General features: G+C 64.5%; 20 protein-coding genes. 8 read left to right on the plus strand and 12 right to left on the minus strand.

All coding sequences use genetic code 11. From position 1 onward, the window contains the following. The first annotated feature begins 19 nt into the window (after window positions 1-19). The 3 genes from IVA98_RS15000 to IVA98_RS15010 are packed head-to-tail and all read left to right on the plus strand — an operon-like array spanning window position 20 to window position 3,736. The gene (locus tag IVA98_RS15000; RefSeq protein WP_247306226.1) at window positions 20-511 is read left to right on the plus strand and encodes a (2Fe-2S)-binding protein; all 492 of its coding nucleotides are present in this window, start codon (window positions 20-22) and stop codon (window positions 509-511) included. Continuing rightward, window positions 508-1,524 (plus strand): FAD binding domain-containing protein, encoded by a 1,017-nt coding sequence (locus IVA98_RS15005; protein ID WP_247306228.1) that lies wholly within the window; start codon window positions 508-510, stop codon window positions 1,522-1,524. The genes IVA98_RS15000 and IVA98_RS15005 overlap by 4 nt, the downstream gene beginning before the upstream one ends. A gap of 7 nt (window positions 1,525-1,531) precedes the next feature. After that, on the plus strand, window positions 1,532-3,736 hold the full coding sequence (locus IVA98_RS15010) for a xanthine dehydrogenase family protein molybdopterin-binding subunit (RefSeq protein WP_247355158.1): 2,205 nt from the start codon (window positions 1,532-1,534) through the stop codon (window positions 3,734-3,736). A gap of 109 nt (window positions 3,737-3,845) precedes the next feature. Here the strand turns inward: IVA98_RS15010 and IVA98_RS15015 are convergent, their stop codons facing one another. Then, window positions 3,846-4,058, minus strand: a complete 213-nt coding sequence (locus IVA98_RS15015) for a hypothetical protein (RefSeq protein WP_247306233.1) — start codon at window positions 4,056-4,058, stop codon at window positions 3,846-3,848. A gap of 163 nt (window positions 4,059-4,221) precedes the next feature. Next, complete coding sequence (locus IVA98_RS15020; protein ID WP_247306236.1) at window positions 4,222-5,271, minus strand: hydroxyacid dehydrogenase; 1,050 nt, start codon at window positions 5,269-5,271, stop codon at window positions 4,222-4,224. Between the two features lie 240 nt (window positions 5,272-5,511). Between IVA98_RS15020 and IVA98_RS15025 the strand changes: the two genes are divergently transcribed. The 3 genes from IVA98_RS15025 to IVA98_RS15035 all read left to right on the plus strand — a co-directional run bounded on the left by IVA98_RS15025 (window position 5,512) and on the right by IVA98_RS15035 (window position 7,151). Then, complete coding sequence (locus IVA98_RS15025; RefSeq protein WP_247306237.1) at window positions 5,512-6,078, plus strand: thiamine pyrophosphate-binding protein; 567 nt, start codon at window positions 5,512-5,514, stop codon at window positions 6,076-6,078. Between the two features lie 10 nt (window positions 6,079-6,088). Further along, window positions 6,089-6,697: a thiamine pyrophosphate-dependent enzyme gene (locus tag IVA98_RS15030; protein WP_247306240.1), complete on the plus strand. Its 609-nt coding sequence runs from the start codon at window positions 6,089-6,091 to the stop codon at window positions 6,695-6,697. 76 nt (window positions 6,698-6,773) lie between these two features. Beyond that, window positions 6,774-7,151 (plus strand): VanZ family protein, encoded by a 378-nt coding sequence (locus IVA98_RS15035; RefSeq protein WP_247306243.1) that lies wholly within the window; start codon window positions 6,774-6,776, stop codon window positions 7,149-7,151. A 42-nt stretch (window positions 7,152-7,193) separates the two neighbouring features. On the opposite strand, the gene IVA98_RS15040 is transcribed toward IVA98_RS15035, so the two are convergent. The 10 genes from IVA98_RS15040 to IVA98_RS15085 form a co-directional block, all read right to left on the minus strand. After that, the gene (locus IVA98_RS15040; RefSeq protein ID WP_247306245.1) at window positions 7,194-7,577 is read right to left on the minus strand and encodes a DUF1236 domain-containing protein; all 384 of its coding nucleotides are present in this window, start codon (window positions 7,575-7,577) and stop codon (window positions 7,194-7,196) included. Window positions 7,578-7,690: 113 nt separating this feature from the next. Beyond that, entirely contained in the window at window positions 7,691-8,578 is an 888-nt protein-coding gene (locus IVA98_RS15045; protein WP_247306248.1) for a 2-hydroxy-3-oxopropionate reductase, read from the minus strand. A 230-nt stretch (window positions 8,579-8,808) separates the two neighbouring features. Continuing rightward, the gene (gene hyi, locus IVA98_RS15050; protein ID WP_247306250.1) at window positions 8,809-9,594 is read right to left on the minus strand and encodes a hydroxypyruvate isomerase; all 786 of its coding nucleotides are present in this window, start codon (window positions 9,592-9,594) and stop codon (window positions 8,809-8,811) included. A 13-nt stretch (window positions 9,595-9,607) separates the two neighbouring features. Then, window positions 9,608-11,398 (minus strand): glyoxylate carboligase, encoded by a 1,791-nt coding sequence (gene gcl, locus IVA98_RS15055; RefSeq protein WP_247333470.1) that lies wholly within the window; start codon window positions 11,396-11,398, stop codon window positions 9,608-9,610. 151 nt (window positions 11,399-11,549) lie between these two features. Continuing rightward, window positions 11,550-13,352, minus strand: a complete 1,803-nt coding sequence (locus IVA98_RS15060) for an adenine deaminase C-terminal domain-containing protein (RefSeq protein WP_247306254.1) — start codon at window positions 13,350-13,352, stop codon at window positions 11,550-11,552. Window positions 13,353-13,475: 123 nt separating this feature from the next. Then, window positions 13,476-14,945: a tripartite tricarboxylate transporter permease gene (locus IVA98_RS15065; protein WP_247306286.1), complete on the minus strand. Its 1,470-nt coding sequence runs from the start codon at window positions 14,943-14,945 to the stop codon at window positions 13,476-13,478. 29 nt (window positions 14,946-14,974) lie between these two features. Continuing rightward, the gene (locus IVA98_RS15070; protein ID WP_247306256.1) at window positions 14,975-15,460 is read right to left on the minus strand and encodes a tripartite tricarboxylate transporter TctB family protein; all 486 of its coding nucleotides are present in this window, start codon (window positions 15,458-15,460) and stop codon (window positions 14,975-14,977) included. Further along, window positions 15,457-16,425, minus strand: coding sequence for a Bug family tripartite tricarboxylate transporter substrate binding protein (locus IVA98_RS15075; protein WP_247355159.1), 969 nt, complete (start codon window positions 16,423-16,425; stop codon window positions 15,457-15,459). Before IVA98_RS15075 ends, IVA98_RS15070 begins: the two co-directional genes overlap by 4 nt. A gap of 106 nt (window positions 16,426-16,531) precedes the next feature. Further along, window positions 16,532-17,374: an IclR family transcriptional regulator gene (locus IVA98_RS15080; RefSeq protein ID WP_247306260.1), complete on the minus strand. Its 843-nt coding sequence runs from the start codon at window positions 17,372-17,374 to the stop codon at window positions 16,532-16,534. A 159-nt stretch (window positions 17,375-17,533) separates the two neighbouring features. Beyond that, on the minus strand, window positions 17,534-19,663 hold the full coding sequence (locus IVA98_RS15085; RefSeq protein ID WP_247306262.1) for an acetate--CoA ligase family protein: 2,130 nt from the start codon (window positions 19,661-19,663) through the stop codon (window positions 17,534-17,536). 348 nt (window positions 19,664-20,011) lie between these two features. Between IVA98_RS15085 and IVA98_RS15090 the strand changes: the two genes are divergently transcribed. After that, window positions 20,012-20,707: a GntR family transcriptional regulator gene (locus IVA98_RS15090; protein WP_247278275.1), complete on the plus strand. Its 696-nt coding sequence runs from the start codon at window positions 20,012-20,014 to the stop codon at window positions 20,705-20,707. A gap of 74 nt (window positions 20,708-20,781) precedes the next feature. Continuing rightward, complete coding sequence (gene oxc / locus IVA98_RS15095) at window positions 20,782-22,515, plus strand: oxalyl-CoA decarboxylase (RefSeq protein ID WP_247278260.1); 1,734 nt, start codon at window positions 20,782-20,784, stop codon at window positions 22,513-22,515. The last annotated feature ends 81 nt before the right edge of the window (window positions 22,516-22,596 follow it).

The following is a 22,596-nucleotide window of genomic DNA, read 5'->3' on the forward strand; positions in this document are numbered from 1 at the left end:
TCTCCGCAGGGAACAGAACATGGCCGATATCACGGATCAGATCCCCGAACGCATTCCGATCAGCCTTGTCGTCAATGGCGTCAGGCGCACACTCGAGGTCGTGCCGTGGACCACGCTTCTGGATGCCCTGCGTGACCGTCTGGAATTGACCGGCACCAAAAAAGGCTGCGATCACGGCCAATGCGGCGCCTGCACCGTCTTAATTGAGGGAAGACGGGTCAATTCGTGCCTGACGCTCGCCGTCATGAAGGATGGCGCCGAAATCACGACGATCGAAGGCCTTGCCAAGGACGGCGCCCTGCATCCTCTGCAACAAGCCTTCATCGATCACGACGCATTCCAATGTGGCTATTGCACGCCGGGACAGATTTGCTCGGCGGCCGGCCTCCTGGCCGAAGGCCACGCCAGGGACGCCGACGAGATCCGGGAATTGATGAGCGGAAATCTCTGCCGCTGCGGCGCCTACCCCAACATCGTGGCTGCGATCGAGCAGGCAATGAGCCGATCATGAACAACTTCCAGTATTCCCGCGCAAGCGATGTCGCCGACGCCATTCGCCTGCTGGCCGCCGATCCGAACGCGAAGGTGATTGCCGGCGGCACCAATCTTATCGACCTGATGAAGGAGAATGTCGAACGGCCATCCCGGTTGATCGACATTTCCCGCCTGCCGCTCCGCGACATCGAGGAGACTGCCGACGGCGGCCTGCGCATCGGCGCCTTGGTGCCCAATTCGGATCTCGCCTACCATCCGCTGATCGAGCAGCGCTATCCCCTGCTCGCCAGCGCCATCCTGGCCGGTGCCTCCGCGCAACTGCGCAACATGGCCTCGGTCGGCGGCAATCTGATGCAGCGAACGCGCTGCGCCTACTTCTATGACACGACCACGCCTTGCAACAAGCGAAGCCCGGGCACCGGCTGCTCGGCACTCGATGGCCTCAACCGCAACCACGCAATCCTCGGCACCAGCCCGTCCTGCATCGCGACCAATCCATCCGACATGAGTGTGGCGCTGGCCGCGCTCGGCGCGCTCGTGCATATCGCAGGCTCGACCGGTGAGCGCACAATCGCCCTGACCGATTTCCATCGGCTTCCGAACGACAAGGCTCACGTCGACACAAATCTCGGCAGCGGCGAGATCATCACCGCAATCGAGCTGCCGCCGCGCGGCTTTGCCAGGAACTACAGCTATCTGAAGATCCGCGACCGGCTGTCCTACGCCTTTGCCCTGGTCTCGGTCGCGGCCGCGCTTGAACTGGAGGGCAACGCAATCATCGAATCGCGCCTGGCGCTCGGCGGCGTAGCCCACAAGCCCTGGCGAAGCCTCGAAGCCGAGGCGGCGTTGCGCGGCCAGGCGGCAACGCCGGATCATTTTGGACGCGCCGCCGATCTGCTGCTGCAGGGAGCAACCGCTCGTTCGCATAACGGATTCAAGATCGAGCTCGCCCGCCGAGCCGTCGTTCGCACGCTTATGCAGGCGACAAGCGCCACGCCGCAATCACAAGCTCACAAGAAGATCGCATGAGGGCCCGATGAACGCTTATGTCGGAACACCAACGTCGCGTGTCGACGGCCGGGCCAAGGTCACTGGCGCCGCCAAATATGCCGGCGAGTTCGCAGCAGACCGTCTCCTCCATGGCTTCGTCGTCGAGGCCACCATTCCGCGGGGACGCATCGTTCGCCTCGACAGCAGCGACGCACTGAAGGTGAAGGGCGTGGTCGACGTGCTCACCCACACGCATCGCCCGCCACTCGCCGACAAGGACGAGGCCTGGAAGGACGAGGTGGCGCCGGAGAAAGGCTCGCCGTTCCGCCCACTCTATGACGACAGGATCAGATTCAACGGCCAGCCGATCGCGCTGGTCGTGGCGGAGGACTGGGAAACCGCCAAATTCGCCGCAACTCGCATTCGCGTTGAATACGAGCAGGAGGCGTTTGCGACCGATCTCGAATCCGAACGCGGCACGGCTGCCAAAGTGGATCAGCCACACAAGCCGCGCGGCGACGCCGCAGCAGCGCTGACGCGGGCGGCCGTCCGTCACGAAGCGGACTATGTCATTCCGAGCGAGCATCACAACCCGATGGAGCTCTACGCCACAACGGCCGTCTGGGAGGGCAACGGCGGGCTTACAGTCTATGACAAGACCCAAGGCGTCCAGAACGTCCAGAAGTTTCTCTGCGGTGTCTTCAGAAAGAAGCCGGAAGACATCCGCGTGATCTCGCCCTATGTCGGCGGAGCGTTCGGCTCGGGCCTGCGGCCGCAGCACCAGGTGGTCCTGGCAACACTTGGTGCGCTCGCGCTGAAACGATCGGTCCGTGTCGTCCTGACACGACAGCAGATGTACAGCCTGGGCTATCGTCCCATGACCATCGAGCACGTTGCGCTCGGCGCAAAGCCCGACGGCACACTCGATGCCGTTACCCACGAAGCCATCGCCGTCACCTCGCGGTTTGAGGATTTCTCGCGCAACGATACCGGCTGGGGGGAGCAGCTCTACAAGAGTCCCAACAGCCGCCTCTCCCACAAGCTGGTCCACCTCGACCTCGCCACGCCCTGCGACATGCGCGCGCCGGGCGCAGCAACGGGCGTCTGCGCGCTCGAATGCGCCATGGACGAATTGGCCGTCGCGCTCAAGTTCGACCCGATCGAGCTGCGGCTGAAGTGCTACTCGGATCGCGACCAGAGCGGGGACCTCCCCTACACCAGCAAGCAGCTGCGCGAATGCTACGCCAGGGGCGCGGAAGCCTTCGGCTGGGCCCGGCGCAATCCCGCGCCGCGCTCCATGCGCGACGGCAAGGACCTGGTCGGCTGGGGCATGGCGACAGGCGTCTGGGAGGCGCTGCAGATGCCGGTCGCCGTTCGCATCGTCCTGACATCGAACGGCCACGCGGAGGTCTCCTGCGCCGCGTCCGACATCGGCACCGGCACCTACACCATTATGGCGCAGGTGGCGGCCGATGCTCTCGGGCTGCCGATCGAGAACATCAGCGTCAGGCTCGCCGATTCGACCTTGCCGCAAGCCCCCGTCGAGGGCGGCTCCTGGATGGCGGCGTCCAGTGCGCACGCCGTGTTGGGAGCGGCCGAAGACATTCGCCAGGAGCTCGCCCGGCTCGCCAAGGCGATGCCCGGCTCGCCGCTCGCCGACGTCGATGCCGCCACCGTCACCTTGGTCGACGGCATGATCGCCAGCAACGGCAGGAACGGCCCCGCCCTTTCGATTGCGGATGTCATGCGCCACAGCAAGCTCGAGCGGATCGAAAAGGAGAAGCTCAACCAGTTCGCGGAGGACAAGTCGCATGCCCCCAATACGCATTCCGCCGTCTTCGCCGAGGTGAAGGTCGACGAGGAGCTCGGCGTCATCCGCGTCACGCGGGTCGTGAGCGCGGTCGCGGCCGGGCGCATCCTGAACACCAAGACCGGCCGCAGCCAGATCATGGGCGGCGTGGTCTGGGGAATCGGGATGGCGCTGCATGAGGAGACGGTGATGGATCACCGCTTCGGTCGCATCATGAACGCGAACATCGCCGAGTACCACATTCCCGTGAATGCCGACATTCACGATATCGACGTCATTTTCGTCGACGAGCCCGACGACCGGATCAACAAGCTTGGTGTCAAGGGTCTCGGCGAAATCGGCATCGTCGGCGTGCCTGCGGCGATTGCGAACGCCGTCTATCATGCCACCGGCAAGCGCATTCGGCGCTTCCCGATCACGCTGGACAAGCTACTGGACTGAGCGCCTCGCCGCACCTGTGTTCGAGGCGAACGAGACCTGCTTCAACACGTTGTCGCTCGGCGCACGAGCGACGGCGCCGCCGCCCGTCACGGCTGCCTCCCGGTGGGCTTCACGACGGAAGATCGGCCGGTCGGATCTGGATGCGATCGGCGTGCAGCGACCAGTGGTGCAAGGCTTGATCCTTGCAAAACTTCGCCTTGGCCCGCTCTCTGGCTTCGTCCTCATCGGAGGCGTCGATCTCGAGCGTGCCCTGGCACACCTCGATCTGCCGGCCATACTGGCCAAGCACGTCCTTCATGAACCTGACGACATAAGTTGACATGGGACCTCCTGCCTGCCCCGGCGGCACTCTAATCCCATTTGGGCGGGATGCGGGAGAGAGATTTTGACGCGGATGAAGGTTGGGCCGCGGTTTCTTCGCTCCGTCATTTCCGGGGCGGCTCGAAAGGCCGAACCCGGAAATGACGAGAAAAAGGGCAGCTGTCCTATCCCGGCGTCACGCCGAACGCCTGCTTGAAGCGCTCGGCATAATGCGGCCAGACCTCCGGATTGATGATGCGCGGTGGACGTTTCCCGTCGAGCGTCTCCAGCACCTGCTCGGCAGCGATGCGGCCCATGTTCTGGCGCGCCTCGATCGTAACGCCCGCGGTATGGGGGCTTGCCAGCACGTTGTCGAGCTGGAGCAGCGGATGCTCCGGCGGCGGCGGTTCCTTGGACCAGACATCGAGGCCCGCGCCGGCGATGCGCTTGTCGCGCAACGCCTGGAGCAGCGCGTCCTCGTCGTGGATGAAGCCGCGCGCCGTGGTGATGAAATAGGCATGCGGCTGCATCAGGGCGAATTCGCGTACGCTGATCATGTTGCGGCTGCCCTTGTTGAGCGGACATGAGATCGAGACGAAATCGGCGCGGCGCAGGAGCTCGTCGAGCTCGACCTTCTCCCCGCCCCGCTCAGCCATCACCTCGGCCGACAGATACGGGTCATAGGCCAGCACCTTCATGCCAAGCAGGCCCTTGCACAGCGCGGCGATGCGGCGGCCGACATTGCCGAGCCCGATGATGCCGACGCTCTTGCCCTCGACCTCGTTGCCGACGAGCTCGTTGCGGTTGACGTCGCGCTCGCGGCGCAGCCGGCGGTCCGACTGGATGATGCGCTTGGACAGCGTCAACATCATCGCCAGCGCATGCTCGGCGACCGAATGGGCATTGCCGCCGGACTGGTTGACGACCACGACGCCGGCGGCCGTACAGGCCTCGACGTCGACCGGATCGAAGCCGGCGCCGTTGCTGGAGACGAGCAGCAAATTCGGCGCGCGCTTCAGGAAAGCCGCATCGACATGGAAATGCGGGGCGAGCTCGTCGCGGGCAGCGCCGACCTGGTAGACATGGGCAGCGCCGAGGAGCGGCGCATAGACGTCTTCGGGGCTCCCGTTCTCGATGCGATCGAGCCGGACGTCAGGCCGCGCCTTGAGGATGTCGATATAGATCGGATTGGCCAAGTAATTGGAATAGACGACACGCTTGCTGTTGACCGACATCAGGACCCTTCCGGCTCTCCAGGGATCAGCAAGGCCAGCGCAGCGCGCGCCTCTCCGTGCTTCCTCCCATATTTCGTTGTCCACATATGACATGGCCGTGCCAGCCACGGCAGGCCATCTGGCGCAGATCACGGTGCCGGCCTGAACATGTTGACAATCCGGCCCGCTGCGTCAAGTTCAGCAGGGTGCCGCGACGGCCGAAGACCAATAAGCATGCGACGCGGCTCAAGGGAGAACGCAATGGCGATTGCGGAGCAGCAGACCTCGCCGCAGGCGACGCAGGCGGCCGGTGAAAGGAGCTGGCACGGCATCATCCTGCAAACCCTGAAGCGGAACGAGATCAGCCTCGTCCCTTACGTGCCGGATCGCGTGCTGACGCCGCTGATCAGGAACCTGCACGCCGATCCTTTCTTCACCACCTTTGCCACCGCCCGCGAGGAGGAAGCGGTCGGCATTGTCTCGGGCGCCTGGATGGCCGGCCGCCGCGGCGCGGTGCTAATGCAGACCTCGGGTTTTGCGACGCTCGCCAACGTGCTGGCCTCGCTCGCAGTGCCTTACCAAATCCCGCTGATCATGTTCGTGTCCGAGCGTGGCACGCTCGGCGAGTTCAATTACGGCCAGTCGCTGGTCTGCCGCACCATGCGTCCCGTGCTGGATTCGCTGGCGCTAGAGCATCACACCATCACTCGGCTCGATGAGCTCGAATTCATCACGGACCGCTCGATCAAGCAGGCCGTCACCACGCAGGCGCCGGTGGCGCTAATCCTCAACCCGCTGCTCACCGGCGGCAAGGTGTTTGACAAGTGAGGCCGGCCAAATGAGCTCAAATCTGAATGCGCGCAACACCAAGGTGATGAACCGTTTCGACGTGACCTCGCGCCTGATCGCGAAGCTCAAGCACGAAGAGGCCGTGATCGCCGGCATCGGCAACACCAATTTCGATCTCTGGGCTGCCGGCCACCGCCCGCAGAACTTCTACATGCTGGGCAGCATGGGCCTCGCCTTCCCCATCGCGCTCGGCGTGGCGCTGGCGCAGCCCGACCGCCGCGTCTTCGCGCTTGAAGGCGACGGCTCGCTGCTGATGCAACTCGGCGCGCTCTCAACGATTGCGGCCCTGAAGCCGAAGAACCTTACGATGATCGTGATGGACAATGGCATCTACCAGATTACCGGCGCGCAACCGACACCGGCCGCGCACGTCGCCGACATCGTCGCCATCGCCATCGGCTCCGGCCTCGCCAACAGCGCCTGGGCTGCGGACGAGGAGGATTTCCAGCGGCTGGTCGAGGGCGCGATGGCCGCTGCCGAGCCGAGCCTGATCGCCGTCCGGATCGACGACAAGCCGGGCGTCGGCACCACTCGCCGCGACCCCGTGCAGATCCGGGAACGATTCATGCATGGCCTCGGCGTGCGCGAACCACTTTAAGGTTTCGTCATTAACTACACGTCGATCTGATGGCGGGACTATACGGCCCGTTGCAAATCTGTGCTAAGCGAGGCGCATGTCCATTTTGGTTCGTTCCTTTGCCTGGCTGCTGGCAGCCGCCGTCACATTCGCAACTCTCGGTCCACCGGGCCTGCGGCCCCATTCCGACTTCGGCCAGGACGGCGAACATGCGCTCGCCTTTGTCTTGGTGGGATTGGCCTTTGGCATCGCCTATCGGCAGCGGCGGCTGCTGACCGCAACGGCCGCGATCGTGCTGATCGGCGTGCTCGAACTGATGCAATTTTGGGCACCCGGCCGCCATGCGCGGCTGGAGGATTTTCTGGTGGACGCGCTCACGGCCTGCCTCGGCTTTGCGCTCGCGGCCGCCGCCGATTGGGCCATGGCCCGGCTTCGCACCAATTCGGTCCTGACGAGCGAAGGCCCCGCGGAGTGACGCTCCGCAGGGCCCGGTTTGTCAGCGGCTAGGTTGCACAGATCAGTCGATGATCTTGACGACCCGGCGCGTGCGCGGCTCGACGATCACGCGGCGGTCGTTCACGACCGCGTAGCGATACTCCGTGTAGTTCGGCACCGGACGCAGCACCACGGTCGGCGGCAACGGCTCGCCAACCACGACGCGCTCGCGGACCACCACTGACTCATCCCGCGGAAGTCCGCCTAGAATCGCATTCGGAATCTCCAAACCGGCGCCAACGGCCGCACCGACAGTGCCGCCGACCATCGCGCCGACCGGGCCGCCGATGTCGCCGCCCGCGCGCGCGCCGTCCGCAGCGCCCTGGGCGGTCGTCGACTGAGCAAAGGCTGCACTCGACGCCAGCAGCGAGGCGGCAGCCAACGAAATCGCAAGACGGGTTTTCATGTCCTTATGTCTCCAGTGATTGTCATGCGCCTTCAACCGCGGGGCCGGAGCATTGTTCCGGTTCCGCGGCGGCGAAAGACGCTTCAAGGCTGGAAACTGTTACCTCGTAACACTTACGCTGCGGCGATTTCGTGCCCTGCCATCAGTTCCAGTGCACGTACCATCGCGGAATGATCCCAACCCTTGCCGCCATGAGCGGTGCAGGATGAGAACAATTGCTGCGCCACAGCCGTGCTCGGCAGCGAGAGGCCGAGCGTACGCGCGCCTTCGAGCGCGAGGTTGAGATCCTTCTGGTGCAGCTCGATGCGGAAGCCCGGATCGAAATTGCGCTTCACCATGCGCTCGCCATGGACTTCGAGGATCCGCGAGGATGCAAAGCCACCCATCAGCGCCTGCCGCACCAGCGCCGGGTCGGCGCCGGCCTTCGACGCAAACAACAGCGCCTCGCTTACTGCCTCGATCGTCAGCGCCACGATGATCTGGTTGGCGACTTTCGTCGTTTGCCCGTCGCCATTGGCCCCGACCCTGGTGACGTTCTTGCCCATCTTGTCGAACACCGGCTTCATGGTGTTGAAGGCGCGCTCGGGCCCGCCGACCATGATGGTGAGGCTCGCCGCCTTGGCGCCGACCTCGCCTCCCGACACCGGCGCGTCGAGATAATCGGCGCCGAGTGCCTCGATCTTCTTGGCAAACTCCTTCGTCGCGAGCGGCGAGATCGAGCTCATGTCGACCACGATCTTGCCCTTGGAGATGCCGCTCGCCACACCGTCCTTGCTGAACAACACGGCTTCCACATGCGGCGTATCCGGCACCATGATGATCACCGCGCCCGCCTCCTCCGCGACCTGCTTGCTGGACTTGCAGACGACGCCGCCGGCGGCGATCAGATCGGGCGCGACCGGTGCGACGTCATGCAGGAGAACCCGATAGCCGGCCGCCAGGAGATGCCCGGCCATCGGCCGTCCCATGGTGCCAAGTCCGATGAAGCCGATATTGGTCATGTCTCTAACTTTCTCTCAGTTGCATAAGCGGAATTCATCCGTGTGCTCGGTGCAACCTCTCCCGCTTGCGGGAGAGGTCGGCGCGGAGCGCCGGGTGAGGGCTTTATCCCCTTGGGGATATTCTCGGTGCACCTCAACAGTCCCAACGCGGAAACACCCTCTCCCCAACCCTCTCCCGCAAGCGGGAGAGGGAGGGCACTGTCATCGCTGCCGCATCTGGTCCCCGACGCTCACGTCTCAAACGTCTGCGCCGCGTGCCATGAGAGTCCTTCCAACGTCGTGGTGCGCGGCTTGTATTCGCAGCCGATCCAGCCGCGATAGCCGATCGCGTCGAGGTGGCGGAACAGGAAGGGATAGTTGATCTCGCCGGTGCCGGGCTCATGGCGCCCGGGATTGTCGGCAAGCTGGATGTGCGCGATCTGGGGAAGGTATTCCTGCATGGTGCGGGCGAGATCGCCCTCCATGATCTGCATGTGATAGATGTCGTACTGGATGAACAGGTTGTTCGATCGCACCTCTGAGATCAGCTGCACCGCCTGCTCGGTCCCGTTGAGATGGAAGCCGGGAATGTCGAGCGTGTTGATCGGCTCGATCAGCAGCTTGATGTTCTCCCGCGCCAGCGTCGAGGCGGCAAAGCGCAGATTGCCCACCAGCGTCTCGTTGAGCTCGCGCCGGTCGGCATCGGCAGGCGCGATGCCGACGAGGCAGTTGAGCTGCTCGCAATCGAGCGCCTTGGCGTAGTCGATGGCGCGGAATACGCCGTCGCGAAATTCGGCGGTGCGATCGGGCAGGATCGCGATGCCGCGCTCACCCGCTGCCCAATTGCCGGCCGGCAGGTTGTGCAGCACCTGCGTCAAGCCGTGGGCCTCGAGCTGCTCGCGCACCTGCGCCTTATCGAAATCGTAGGGAAAGAGATATTCGACCCCGGAAAATCCCGCCGCCTTCGCAGCGGCGAAGCGGTCGAGGAACGGCATCTCGTTGAAGAGCATGGTGAGGTTGGCGGCGAATTTCGGCATGATGCTGTCCTCCCTATTCGGCCGGCTGAAGCACGCCGGGTCGCGCCGCCTCGACCTCGTCAAGTGGCAGGTCCAGCACCTCCTCGAACTCGACGATGTTGTCGATCTCCGTGCCCATGGCGATGTTGGTGACGCGTTCGAGGATGAACTCGACCACGACGGGCACGCGGTGCTTGGCCATCAATTCACGCGCCGTCGCGAACGCCGCTTGCGTGTCCTTCGGGTCGGTGACGCGGATCGCCTTGCAGCCGAGACCTTCGGCGACGGCGACATGATCGACGCCGTAGACGCCGATCTCGGGCGCGTTGATGTTCTCGAAGGAGAGCTGAACGTGATAGTCCATGTCGAAGCCGCGCTGAGCCTGGCGGATCAGCCCGAGATAGGAATTGTTCACGACGACGTGGATGTAGGGCAGATTGAACTGCGCGCCGACCGCGAGCTCCTCGATCAAGAACTGGAAGTCGTAGTCGCCTGACAGCGCGACGATCTCTCGCTCGGGACACGCAGCGCGCACGCCGAGTGCGGCGGGCAGCGTCCACCCGAGCGGCCCGGCCTGGCCTGCATTGATCCAGTTGCGCGGCTTGTAGACGCCGAGGAATTGCGCGCCGGCGATCTGCGACAGGCCGATCACGGTGACATAAATGGTGTCGCGGCCGAACGCCTTATTCATCTCTTCATAGACGCGCTGCGGCTTGATCGGCACGTTGTCGAAATGGCTCTTGCGCAGCATCGTCCCCTTGCGATCGCGGCATGACGCTGGCCACGCCTGGCGCTCGCGGAGCCTGCCTGACCGGCGCCACTCCCTCGCGACAGTGACGAACAATTCGAGCGCAGCCTTCGCGTCCGAGACGATGCCGAGATCGGGATTGAACACGCGCCCGATCTGCGTCGGCTCGATGTCCACGTGAACGAATTTACGGCCCTTGGTGTAGGTCTCGACCGAGCCGGTGTGACGATTGGCCCAGCGGTTGCCGATGCCGAGCACGAAATCCGACTCCAGCAGCGTCGCGTTGCCATAGCGGTGGCTGGTTTGAAGCCCGACCATCCCGGCCATCAGCACGTGATCGTCGGGGATCGCGCCCCACCCCATGAGCGTCGGCACGACAGGCACGTTCGCGATCTCGGCGAATTCGACCAGCAGATCGGAGGCATCGGCGTTGATGATGCCGCCGCCCGCGACGATCAACGGCCGCTCGGCGGCATTGAGCATCTCCAGCGCCTTCTCGACCTGCTTGCGCGAAGCAGCCGGCTTGTAGACCGGTAGCGGCTCGTAGGTCTCGTCGTCGAACTCGATTTCGGCGAGCTGCACGTCGAGGGGCATGTCGATCAGCACCGGACCCGGCCTTCCAGAGCGCATCACGTGAAACGCCTGGCTGAACACGCGCGGCACCAGCGCCGGCTCGCGCACCGTCACCGCCCATTTGGTCACGGGCTTTGCGATCGACTCGATATCGACGGCCTGAAAGTCCTCCTTGTAGAGCCGCGCCCGGGGGGCCTGTCCGGTGATGCAGAGGATCGGAATGGAATCGGCAATGGCTGAATACAGCCCGGTGATCATGTCGGTGCCAGCCGGTCCCGAAGTGCCGATGCAGACGCCGATATTGCCCGCCTTGGCCCGCGTGTACCCTTCAGCCATGTGCGAAGCGCCCTCGACATGGCGCGCAAGGATATGGCGGATCGAGCCGCGCTTCTTCAGCGCCGAGTAAAGCGGATTGATCGCTGCCCCGGGAACCCCGAAGGCGGTGGAGATGCCTTCCTTCTCCAGAATTCGTACGGCTGCATCGACGGCTCGCATCTTCGCCATATCGGACCTCGCTTGGTTGCGTCAGCGAGCGAGATCATCCAGCGTGCAAGATGCGATCTCAACGAGATCGATTTTATTTTCCACGATGCGGCAGCCGCGGAAAAATAGCGGCGGTCTCAATCGGTTAGATCGAGATGCAAGTGAAAGGAGATCACTCGAACAGCGGCGCCAGCTCCATCTGCGGCACGAGAACGATGCCCTTGTCGGTGATACGAATTTCCGGAATGACCGATAGCGGAATCAAATTGAAGCCCATGTAGGGGATGGTGCAGCCGGCCTCCGCCCATTCCTTCTTGAGCTCCTTGACCTCTTCGGCCACCTCGGTGACGCGCTTGTCAGAGAGCAAGCCTGCGATCGGCAGCGGAACCAACGCCCTCACCTCGCCGTCGGCCACCACACAGACGCCGCCCTGGCGCTCCCTGATCGCCGATACCGCCACCTGCATGTCGCCCTCGTTGGTCCCAGCGACGATGATGTTGTGGCTATCGTGGCCGACGCTGGAGGCCACCGCACCGCGCTTCAGGCCAAAATCCTTCAACAGGCCGTACGCGACGTTGCCGGCGGACTTGCCGTGGCGCTCGACCACCGTGACGAAGCACAGGCCATAGCGCGCAAACAGCTCCGGCCAGTCATTGGCGGGCTCGACCCTGACCTTCTCGTGGATCAGCGTAATGCCCGGCAGCGCAGTCTTGATCGCATTGACGGTGCAAGCCTTTGCCGGCAGTTCCGGCGTCAACTTGACCTTCTCGGGCAAGTTCACGGTGGCGTAAGCGGCTTTCGGATATTGGTAGCGCTGTGACAGCGCCTGATCGAGCCGTGAGGTGATCTTGCGGTGCTCGACCACGAGCTCGCCGCCATACCAGGTGCATTGCGGCTTGAGATTGTCATCCATCAGCACGAGATCGGCGCGGCGGCCGCCGCCGAGCCCGCCGATATCGCCCTCCATGCCGAAGCGCGTCGCGCCATGTAGCGAGCCCATCGACCAGGCCTGCTCCGGCGACATCCCCGCCTTCACGGCTTCGCGTACCACCCAGTCGAGACCGAACAGCAGCAGATCGTCAGCATCCCGGTCGTCGGTGCACACGGCCGTGCGCTTGTGCGAGGCCCCGAGCTCGGTGATGGTGCGGATCGCCTGCGGCAGCGAGTGCCAGGGCGTCGTTGGCGGACCGCCGCGCAGGAACACCCAGACGCCGGCGTCGAGCAGGTCGTCGGCGATGTCGCGGTCGATCGCCTCGTGCGTGTCGGTGACGCCACTCGCCGCATAGGCGGCGACGAATTCGCGACCATAGACGTGACCGGACACCGGCCGTCCCCGCTTCAACGCTGCCGCCAGAATGGCATGGCTGCGCTCGTCGCCCATCGTCACCGGAACAAAGTCCATCTTCTCGCCGAGCGCCACCGCTTCGGGCCAGCGGTCGAACAGGCCCGCGATCTTCTCCGGCGTGAGATCGCCGCCGGCGGTCTCCAACTCCGCAGACGTTGCCGGCACGGTGCTCGGCACCGTCAGGAAGATCGAGAGCGGCGCCTCGCGTGCATCCTCGAGCATCGCCTCGATGCCGGCCACGTCCATGACGTTGCCGATCTCATGGCTGTCGCAGAAGATCGTGGTGGTGCCGTTGAGCAGCGCGGCTTCCGCGTAGGCGCAGGCCGTCACCATCGAGGATTCGATATGGATGTGCGGATCGACCAGGCCCGGCGCGATGATGCCGCCGGCCGCATCGTAAAGAGGAACATCGCTCCAAACAGTTTTCGCCGCCCCGGCCGGCTTCACCGCCGCGATGCGGCCGCCGGTGATCCAGACCTCGCGGCTCGCTTGGATGCGCTCCGAATAGGTCGAGAGCACCCGCGCGCCGGTGACGACCAGATCCGGCGTGGCGCGTGCGGATGCGACGTCGGCGAGGCATCGCGTCATGCTGTGCAGCGGCGCGACGGCAAAACGAGTGAGTTTGGTCATGGGGCTCTCGCGTGGGAATGGACAGCCCAGTGATGGTTGCCCCCGACGGCGGCAGGGGCAACTCAAATAATGCGGCATCCGTGCTTACGCATCGGGCAGACGCGCTCCACCTTCTAGGCTCCGCTAATCCTCGTTCGCCCTAAATCGCCCGAGTCCCTTCAGGACGAAGGGTGCCAGCAGCGCGATCAGCGCGACGCCGAGCAGGGTCGCCGAGATCGGGCTCTGAACCAGCGTCATGGGATCGCCGAGGCTGATCGCGAGTGCCCTGCGCAATTGGCTCTCGGCGATCGGACCGAGGATCAGGCCGACGACCACGGGCGCGATCGGAAAATCGAAGCGGCGCATCAGGAAACCGAGCACGCCAAAGCCGGCCAGCATCGACAACTCGACCACCGACGGCTTTGCGGCGATGGTGCCCATGGTTGCGAACACGAGGATGCCGGCATAGAGCCAGGGCTGCGGGATCGCGAGCAGCCGCACCCACAGGCCGACCAGCGGCAGATTGAGCACCAGCAGCATCGCATTGGCGATGAAGAGGCTGGCGATGAGGCCCCACACCAGGTCGGGCCGTTCGGCGAACAGCAACGGTCCCGGGTTGAGACCGTATTGCTGGAAACCTGCGAGCATCATCGCGGCCGTCGCCGAGGTCGGCAGCCCGAGCGTGAGCAGCGGCACCAGCGTGCCCGCGGCGGAGGCATTGTTGGCGGCCTCCGGTCCCGCAACGCCTTCGATCGCGCCCTTGCCGAACTCTTCCGGATGTTTTGTCAGCCGCTTCTCGGTCGAGTAGGACAGGAAGGTCGGAATCTCCGCACCGCCCGCAGGCAACGCGCCGATCGGGAAGCCGAACATGGTGCCGCGGAGCCACGGCTTCCACGAGCGCTTCCAGTCCTCCTTCGTCATCCACAGCGAGCCACGCACCGGCTCGAGCTTCTCCTCGGTGTGGTGGCGGCGCGATGCGACGTAGAGCGCCTCGCCCACCGCGAACAGACCAACCGCAAGCGTCGTCACCTCGACGCCATCGAGCAGCTCGGGGATGCCGAACGCAAGCCGCGCCTGGCCGGTCAGCTTGTCGATGCCGATAAGACCGAGCGTCAGGCCGATGAACAGGCTGGTCAGGCCGCGGATCGGGGAATCGCCGAAAGTAGCCGACACCGTGACAAAGGCGACGCACATCAGCGCGAAATAATCCTCCGGGCCAAAGCGCACGGCGAAATCGACCAGCCACGGCGCGAGGAACGCCAGACCGATAGTGGCGATGGTGCCGGCGACGAAGGAGCCGATTGCGGAGGTCGCAAGCGCCGGCCCGCCGCGGCCGGCCTTGGCCATCTTGTTGCCTTCGAGCGCGGTCGCCATCGAGGCGCTCTCGCCGGGCGTGTTGATGAGGATCGCGGTGGTCGAGCCGCCATACATGCCGCCGTAATAAATGCCGGCGAACATGATCAGCGAGCCGCCTGGATCGAGCTTGTAGGTGACCGGCAAGAGCAGTGCGACCGTGAGCGCCGGCCCGATGCCGGGCAGCACGCCAACGGCGGTGCCGAGGAACACGCCAATCAGCGCATAGAGCAGATTCATCGGCTGGATGGCGACTGCCATGCCATGAGCGAGCGCGGCAAAAGTGTCGATCACAGCAGTCGCTCCAGAGGGCCAGCCGGAAGGCTCAGCGTCAGCAGCCGATCAAATGCGAGATAGATGAGCGTCGACATCACGAGGGCGATGATGGAATCGGCAAGGATGGCACGGCGTCCGAACGCGGCTGAGGTCGTGACGAACAGTGCCGAGGTCGACAGGATGAACCCGCCACCGAAGCCGATGATGGCGATCAGCAGCGCAAGGCCGACGAGGATCAGAACCACGGGGACGGGATCGGCACTCTCGCGCGCCGGCAGATTGCCACGTAGCGCGTCGATGAAATTGCCGATCGCCAGCAGCGTAAGCCCGGAGGCGACCACGACGGGCATCGCTTCGGGCCCCATCCCGTACATCCCGGTGGACGGCAGGCCGCGTGCGTCCCAGACCAGCACCGCGGCGAGAGCTGCGAGCAGTGCGGCGATGACCAGACCGGCACGATCGACGTGCCGCCGCGAGTGGGCCGGATCGACTGAGGTCATGACTTGACCAGGCCGACCGATTTCAGCACGTCGGTGACGCGTGTCGTCTCCTTTTTCAGGAAGTCGGCGAATGCGTCGCCACCGAGATAGGCATCCTCCCAGCCCTTCTGCTTGAGGATCTCCTTCCAGGCGTCCGATTTCACCATCTTCTCGACCGCATCGCTCAAAATCTTGCGCTGCTCCGGCGTGATGCCGGGAGGTGCGACCACCGAGCGCCAGTTGGCGATCACGAGATCGATGCCCTGCTCCTTGAAAGTCGGGATGTCGCTGCCGGCGATGCGCTTCTCCGAGGTTACGCCGATCGCACGCAGCTTGCCGGACTTGATCTGCCCTTCATATTCACTCAGCCCCGAAATGCCCGCATTGACCTTGCCGCCGAGAATCGCCGCCAGCGACTCGCCGCCGCCGGAGAACGGGATGTAGTTGATCTTCTTCGCGTCGGCCCCGACGGCGCCGGCGAACAGCGCCGCCATCACGTGGTCGACGCCGCCGGCCGAGCCGCCGGCGAAGGTCACCTTGGCGATATCGGCCTTCACCGCGGCGGCGAGATCCTGCGCATTCTTGATCGGCGAATTGGCGGGCACCACGATCACCTGGATTTCCTCGGTGAGGCGCGCGATCGGCGTCACCTGCTCGAGCGTGACGGGCGACTTGTTCATGGCGAGGGCGCCCACCATGACGAAGCCGTTGACCATCATCTGGTTGCCGTCGCCCTTGGCCCCGTTGACGAACTGGGCGATGCCGACGCTACCGCCGGCGCCGGGAACGTTGGTGACCTGCACGCTGCGCGCGACGCCGGAGGCCACCAGCGCCTGCTGCATCGAGCGCGCAGTCTGGTCCCAGCCGCCGCCCGGCGCCGCCGGCGCCATCAGCTTGAGCTCGAGCTGCTGGGCAAAAGCCGGATTGGCTGCCGCGAGGGTCAACGCGACGGCTGCGCCGATAACGCGCGCGGGAAATTGAAACATGGGGGCATCTCCAGGCTCATGCGGACGTTTGCCGCATTGTGTCGTTTGGTCGCATATCAGCCAAAACGGCCGATGCTGTCCAGTGACATCACCCCGGTGGTTCTGGTTAGAGGGGCGTCGGGATGACCCCGCCGAGCGCTGCCGTCAGTTCGGCGGCGACATCTCGCACGATTTGTCCGATTTCCGGCAACCTCTGGTCGGTCAGCCGGCTCGTCATGCCGGAGACCGAAATCGCCGCGAGCGGCTCGGCGCAGTCATTGTAGACGACCGCGGCGACACAGCGCAGACCCATGCAGGCCTCTTCATCGTCGAGCGCGTAGCCCTGCTTGCGGATCTTTTCGAGCTCTTTGAACAGGTCGCTCGGCCGCACGATCGACTTCTCGGTCAGGCGGGGCATGCCGTGGTGGCGAATGACGGCGCCGACGTCCTCGTCGGAATAGGTCGCGAGCACCGCCTTGCCGACACCGGAAGTCACCATGGGGACACGGCCGCCGACCTGGGTCAGCGATCGCATGATCTCGCGGCTCTCCATGCGGGTTAGGACGATGATGAACTCGTCGTCGACGACGGCGAGATTGGCGGTCTCGCGGGTAAGATCGCGCAGCTTGCGCAAGTAAGGGATCGCCTGCGTGGAGAAATTGCGCCGCCGCGCGAAGCTCGCGCCGACTGTGAAGCTGCGCACGCCGACATGCCATTTGGATTCGGCGCGGTCGAACTGCACGAAGCGTCGGCTTTCCAGCGTCGCCAGCAGGCGGTGCACGGTGGAGGCCGACAGGCCGGTGCGGACGGCGAGATCGCTGAGGCGATAGCCTTCATCGTCCTCGGCGAGCGTTTCAAGGATCGATAGCGCGCGGTCGACGGACTGCACGCCGCCGTCGCGCACCTCGTGGTCGGCCTCTGCGGTCGACCTTGGCTCGAGCGATTTGCGCCGGATCACGTTCTTGCTCATCGCGACCTGCCGCTTATGCGTCCGTCATTCCGGGATGGTGCGCCGGGACTGCGCGCAGCGCGAGCCTGGCGTACCAGACCCGGAATCTCGAGATCCCGGGGACCCTCCGGGCCGCGCTTGCGCGGTCCCGTCGCGTCGCCCCGGGATGACAGATAACGCTCAGAGCAGCCCTGCCCCGCGCGCCCATTTGTACTTGGCGCCCAGCACCTCGACCGGCAGCTCGGTCGAATAGGCATAGGCCGGGATGCCGTTCTGGTAGAGATATTCGGCGGCTTCCTCGACCTCGACGTCGCCGGCGAGCGAGGCGACCATCGGCTTCACGAAACCCTTGGCCTCCATCTCCTTCTTCACCTCGACCATGTTGCGGGCGAACACCATCGGCGGGGTGACGATGGTGTGCCAGTAGCCGAGGATCAGCGCATGGATGCGCTCATCCGACAGGCCGAGCTTGACGGTGTTGACGTAGGTGATCGGCGGCTCGCCGCCGGTGATATCCACAGGGTTTCCGGCCGCGCCGAACGGCGGGATGAACTTGCGGAACGCCGCATCGAGGTCCGGCGGCATCGACATCAGCGACAGGCCGTTGTCGACGCAGGAGTCCGACAGCAGCACGCCCGAGCCGCCGGCACCGGTGATGATCAGTACGTTCTCACCCTTGGGCGTCGGCAGCACCGGAACGCCGCGGGCGAATTCGAGCAACTGGCGCAGGGACCGCGCGCGGATCACGCCGGACTGCTTGAACACGTCTTCGTAGATCCGGTCGTTACCGGCGAGCGCGCCGGTGTGCGAGGACGCCGCCTTCGCGCCTGCCGAGGTACGGCCGGCCTTGAGCACGACGACCGGCTTCTTCTTGGAGACGCGTTTTGCGGCTTCCGCGAATGCGCGGCCGTCCTTGAGGTCTTCGCAGTGCTGCGCGATCAAATTGGTGTTCGGATCCTGCTCGAAGAAGGCGAGCAGATCGTCCTCGTCGATGTCCGACTTGTTGCCGAGGCCGACGATCGCCGACACGCCCATCTTGGCCGAGCGAGAGAAGCCGATGATGGCCATGCCGATCCCGCCCGACTGCGACGACAGCGCCGCGTGACCCTTGACGTCATAAGCCGTGCAGAAGGTCGCGCAGAGGTTGGCCGGGGTATAGTAGAAGCCGTAGATGTTCGGCCCCATCAGGCGAATGTCGTACTTCTTGCCGACCTCGACGATCTCGGCCTGGAGCTCGGGCGCGCCGGCCTCCGCAAAGCCCGACGGAATCAGCACCGCGCCCGGGATTTTCTTCTCTCCGCATTCGATCAGCGCCGCCGCCACGAACTTCGCGGGGATCGCGAACACCGCGACGTCGATCACGCCGGGCACGTCCTTGACGCTCTTATAGGCTTTGTAGCCAAGGATCTCGGCGGCCTTGGGATGGATCGGATAGATCTCACCCTTGTAGCCGCCGTTGATCAGATTCTTCATCACGGAGTTGCCGATCTTGCCGTCTTCGGCGGAGGCGCCGACCACCGCGACCGCTTTCGGCTGCATGATGCGGTTCATCGCCGCGACGATCTCTTCGGTCGGGCGCGGCTTCGGCTTGGGAACGTAGGCGAAGTCGACGACGATACGAACGTCGGCGGCGGTTGCGCCCTTCGCCGTCGCGAACACCGGGTTGAGGTCGAGTTCGACGATCTCAGGGAAGTCGGTGACGAGCTGCGAGACCTTGACGATGACGTCGGCGAGCGCCGTGCGGTTCACCGCCTCGCCGCCGCGCACGCCCTTTAGGATCTCATGCGCCTGGATGCCATCGAGCATCGAGAGCGCGTCTTCCTTGGTCGCAGGTGCGAGGCGGAAGGTGATGTCCTTCAAGACTTCGACCAGCACGCCACCGAGGCCGAAGGCGACCAGCTTGCCGAACGAGCCGTCGGTGATCGAGCCGACGATGACTTCGGTGCCGCCGGCCAGCATCTGCTGCACCTGAATGCCCTCGATCTTGGCATCGGACTTGTATTTCTTGGCGTTGGAAAGAATGGTCTCGTAGGCCTTTTCGGCCTCCTCGGCCGTCTTGAGGCCAACGATGACGCCGCCGGCTTCGGTCTTGTGGAGAATGTCCGGCGAGACGATCTTCATCACGACGGGGAAGCCCATCGCGGACGCCATCTTGCCGGCTTCGCCCGCCGACTTGGCCACGCCCTCCTTCGGCACCGGAATGCCGTAGGCGTCACAGACCAGCTTGCCTTCCGGCGCCGTCAGGCTGGTGCGGTTGTCCGCCTTGACCTGGTCAAGCACCTTGCGGACGGCATCTTTGGAATTGGACATGTGGCTTCTCCCTTGACCTTAGTTCGTTCTTTGCAAAGCGCGCGCGTGGTTAGCGGCTGCCGGTGATGCGTGCCATTCGCCGCGCTCTGTTCCAGGGCGGAACGGAGTGGCATAAGCCCAAGACTACTCCGCCGGCTTGGATCAAAAATGGCTGGCGATGGCATTTGGTATGCCAGAAGCCAACTTGTCAAGCCAGTGCACCCCTTAGAACGCCGCAAAAAATCGCCAGCTTGACATTCTGGCATGTGGTATGCCAAAAACTTTCCCGTTAATATTCCTGTAAAAGACGACTCCCACTGGAGGAGATTCGTCGTGTCACTACGGAAACCAACCAAGGCGTTGCCGAATATGGCCGAGGCAGACATCGCAATCGTTCGCATTGCCCCGGAGAGCAGCTTCAAGAACAAGGCGTATGACGCCTTGAAGGAAGCCATCCTCAAGATGGACATCTACTCGACGCCCGAGCCGGTGATGCTCGACGAGCGCGCGCTGTCCGAACGGCTGGGCGTCAGCCGCACGCCGATCCGCGAAGCCATCGCCATGCTCGAGCAGGACGGATTCGTGAAGACGGTGCCGCGCCGCGGCATCATGGTGGTGCGCAGGACCAAGACCGAGATCGTCGACATGATCCGCGCCTGGGCAGCGCTGGAAAGCATGGCCGCCCGCCTCATCACCACCACCGCGCGCAAGAAGGACATCACCGCGCTGCGCGACTTCTTCAAGGACTTTGGCAAGGACCGCCTGCCCGAGGATCATGTCGAGGAATATTCGCGCGCCAACATCGCCTTCCACCAGGCGCTGATCTCGCTGTCGGAATCCCCCGTGCTGGTCGATCTCACCAACGACCTGTTGCTGCACGTGCGCGGCTATCGCCAGCTGACCATCGGACGCAAGGACCGCACCGCGACGTCACTGCCCGAGCACCTCGGCATCATCGAAGCGCTGGAAGCGCGCGACACCGAGCTCGCCGAGAAGCGCGCCCGCGATCACACCCTTGGCCTTGCCGCGTACGTCGAAGCGCACGGCCAGGAACTATTCACGTAGCTCTTTACCTAGCAAACGTTCACCAGAAGGGCGAAGCACTCGCCCCACTACGAGAGACCAGGGAGACAAGGCCCATGCTGAATACCGCGACCAAGTCCGAAGCACCGGGCACCGAGCAGGAACTGACGGATGGCTTCCATCTCGTTATCGACGCGCTCAAGCTGAACGGCATCAACACCATCTATAATGTGCCGGGTATCCCGATCACGGATTTGGGCCGCATGGCGCAGGCCGCCGGTATTCGCGTGATCTCCTTCCGTCACGAGCAGAACGCCGGCTACGCCGCAGGCATCGCCGGCTACCTCACCAAGAAGCCCGGCGTGTGCCTCACGGTCTCCGCGCCCGGCTTCCTCAACGGTCTCACCGCGCTCGCGCATGCCACCACCAATTGCTATCCGATGATCCTGATCTCGGGCTCCTCCGAGCGCGAGATCGTCGACCTCCAGCAGGGCGACTACGAGGAAATGGACCAGCTCGCGATCGCAAAGCCGCTGTGCAAGGCAGCCTATCGCGTGCTGCACGCCCAGGACATCGGCATCGGCTTTGCCCGCGCCATCCGCGCCGCAGTCTCCGGCCGTCCCGGCGGTGTCTATCTCGATCTGCCGGCAAAGCTGTTCGGCCAGGTGATGAACGCCGATGCCGGCCAGAAGTCGCTGGTCAAGGTGATTGACGCTGCACCCGCACAGATCCCCTCGCCCGCTTCGGTGAAGCGCGCGCTCGATGTGCTCAAGAGCGCCAAGCGCCCGCTCATCATCCTCGGCAAGGGCGCGGCCTACGCGCAGGCCGATGAGGAGATCAAGAGCTTCGTCGAGAAGAGCGGCGTGCCGTTCCTGCCGATGAGCATGGCCAAGGGCCTCCTCCCCGACACGCATCCGCAATGCGCCGGCGCCGCCCGTTCGACGGTGCTGAAAGAGTCCGACGTCGTCATGCTGATCGGCGCGCGGCTGAACTGGCTGCTGTCGCACGGCAAGGGCAAGAGCTGGGGCGAAGCGCCGAAGAAGTTCATCCAGGTCGACATCGAGCCGAAGGAGATGGACTCCAACGTCGAGATCGTCGCGCCCGTGGTCGGCGACATCGGCTCGGTCGTCTCCGCCTTCAACCAGGCGATGGGCTCAAGCTGGACCGCTCCGCCCGCCGAATGGACCAAGGCGATCACGTCCAAGCGCGAGGAGAACGTCGCCAAGATGGCGCCGAAGCTCATGAACAACAAGTCGCCGATGGATTATCACGGCGCACTCGGCGTGTTGAAGAACGTGATCAAGGAGCACCCCGAGGCGATCCTCGTCAACGAAGGCGCCAACACGCTCGACCTCGCGCGCGGCGTCATCGACATGTATCGCCCGCGCAAGCGTCTCGACGTCGGCACCTGGGGCGTGATGGGCATCGGCATGGGCCAGGCGATCGCGGCCGCACTCGAGACCGGTCATCCCGTACTCGCAGTGGAAGGCGACAGCGCGTTCGGCTTCTCCGGCATGGAGGTCGAGACCATCTGCCGCTACAACCTTCCGATCTGCGTCGTCATCTTCAACAATGACGGCATCTATCGCGGCACCGACGTCAACGGCGCCAACTCCGATCCCGCGACGACGGTGTTCGTCAAGGGCGCGCGCTACGACAAGATGATGGAAGCTTTCGGCGGCGTCGGCGTGAATGCCACCTCGCCCGACGAGCTCAAGCGCGCGGTCAATGAGGCGATGGAGTCCGGCAAGCCGACGCTCATCAACGCGGTGATCGATCCGGCCGCGGGCTCGGAGAGCGGCCGCATCGGCAACCTCAATCCGCAGAGCGTTCTGCAGAAGAAGAAGTAACTGCGGGTCATTCCCCGCGCAGGCGGGGAATCCAGTATTCGCCGGACCATCCATTGTGGCGAGCACTGAGCCCAACCGAAA

This window comes from Bradyrhizobium sp. 160, assembly GCF_023073735.1.
In the GTDB taxonomy this organism is placed as follows: Bacteria; Pseudomonadota; Alphaproteobacteria; order Rhizobiales; family Xanthobacteraceae; genus Bradyrhizobium.